We start from the raw sequence: 1,697 nt of genomic DNA, 5'->3' as shown, positions 1-1,697 counted from the left end.
CCGACCGGCTGACGCCGGCCGGCGTTCCGGCGCCGGTCGCTCAGCGACCGCGGACGGCTTTCTCGGTCGCCGCCGCGTTGTTCTGCACGTCGCGGCCGACGCCGCGGGCTGTGTTGGCGCAGGCGCTGAGAGCTGCTGTGGAGGCGATCAGCGCTACGACGGCAAGAAGACGAATCATGAGGCGAACTCCCGGGCTAGGACACGTTCCGAGCGATAACGCCGCAGGATCGCCTTTGTTGCCGTAGCTTCGCCCGAACCGCGCGGCTTGCGAACAAAACGTGACTCGGGCTTCTTCGGACGATCTTCCGGGAAGGACGATTCGTGCCGGCCGCCGCATATCTCGAAACACTGAACGCCGAGCAGCGGCTGGCCGTCGAACATGGCGTCGGGTCCGCCGCCGGGCCGTTGCTGGTGATCGCAGGCGCCGGTTCCGGCAAGACCAACACGCTCGCCCACCGGGTCGCCCATCTGATCGTGAACCGCGCCGACCCGCGGCGCATCCTCCTGATGACGTTCTCGCGCCGCGCGGCCTCCGAGATGATGCGCCGGGCCGAGCGCGTCGTCGCCCGCGCCCTTGGCGGGGCCGGCGGCGGACTGGCCGACTCCCTTCCCTGGGCCGGCACCTTCCACGGCGTGGGCGCCCGGCTGATCCGCGACTACGCCGAGACGATCGGGCTCGATCCGCAGTTCACCATCCACGACCGCGAGGATTCCGCAGACCTGATGAACCTCGTCCGGCATGAGCTTGGCCTGTCGAAGACCGCCAAGCGCTTCCCGCTCAAGGGGACATGCCTCGCGATCTATTCGCGCGCCGTGAACGCCCAGGCGCCGGTGGAGCAGGTGCTCGGGCAGGCCTTCCCCTGGTGCGCCGCCTGGTCGGCCGAGCTCAAGTCGCTGTTCGCGGCCTATGTGGAGGCCAAGCAGCGGCAGAACGTGCTCGATTACGACGATCTGCTGCTCTACTGGGCGCAGATGGCGCAGGAGCCCGCGATCGCCGCGGACCTCGGCGCCCGCTTCGACCATGTCCTGGTCGACGAGTATCAGGACACCAACCGCCTGCAGGCCTCCATCCTGCTCGCGCTCAAGCCGGACGGCCACGGGCTCACGGTGGTGGGCGACGACGCCCAGTCGATCTACTCGTTCCGCGCCGCGACCGTGCGGAACATCCTGGATTTTCCGAAGAGCTTCTCGCCGCCGGCTAAGATCGTGACGCTCGACCGGAACTACCGCTCCACCCAGCCGATCCTGGAGGCCGCGAACGCCGTCATCGGGCTGTCGGCGGAGCGGTTCACCAAGAACCTCTGGAGCGACAGGCGCTCGGACCGACGGCCGCGGCTCGTCAGCGTGAGCGATGAAGGAGAGCAGGCGCGCTACGTCGCCGAAGCCGTGCTGGAGAATCGGGAAGCCGGGCAGAAGCTCAAGGCGCAGGCCGCGCTGTTCCGGACCTCGTCGCACAGCGCGCCCCTGGAGCTCGAACTCACCCGCCGGAACATCCCGTTCGTGAAATTCGGCGGGCTCAAGTTCCTCGACGCGGCCCATGTGAAGGACCTGCTGGCGCTGCTGCGCTTCGCGCAGAACCCGCGCGACCGGGTGGCCGGCTTCAGGGTCATGCAGCTGCTGCCGGGCGTCGGCCCGGCCACGACCGCGCGAACGCTCGACGCGGTGGTGGCGGCGCCAGATCCGGTCGCGGCCCTGGT

The 1,697-nt window shown here is 69.2% G+C and carries 2 protein-coding genes; one reads left to right on the top strand and one right to left on the bottom strand.

Going from position 1 to position 1,697, the window contains the following annotated elements:
- Window positions 1–40: 40 nt before the first annotated feature.
- A complete protein-coding gene (locus ACIKT0_RS17945; RefSeq protein WP_183396359.1) occupies window positions 41–178 on the bottom strand; it encodes an EncA/B family entericidin in 138 nt (45 codons plus the stop codon).
- 143 nt (window positions 179–321) lie between these two features.
- On the opposite strand from ACIKT0_RS17945, the gene ACIKT0_RS17940 reads away from it, so the two are divergent.
- Window positions 322–1,697: ATP-dependent helicase (locus tag ACIKT0_RS17940; RefSeq protein WP_407106688.1), on the top strand; the 1,376-nt coding region annotated here is incomplete at its 3' end.

It is taken from the genome of Hansschlegelia beijingensis, assembly GCF_045505405.1.
GTDB classification, from domain to species: domain Bacteria; phylum Pseudomonadota; class Alphaproteobacteria; order Rhizobiales; family Methylopilaceae; genus Methylopila; species Methylopila beijingensis_A.
Note: the sequence above shows the minus strand (reverse complement) of the source record. Positions and strands in the feature narration are given on the sequence as shown.

Coding starts and splice junctions, on each gene's coding strand:
- ACIKT0_RS17945 (WP_183396359.1), bottom strand. CDS start 178: ATGATTCGTCTTCTTGCCGTCGTAGCGCTGATCGCCTCCACAGCAGCT.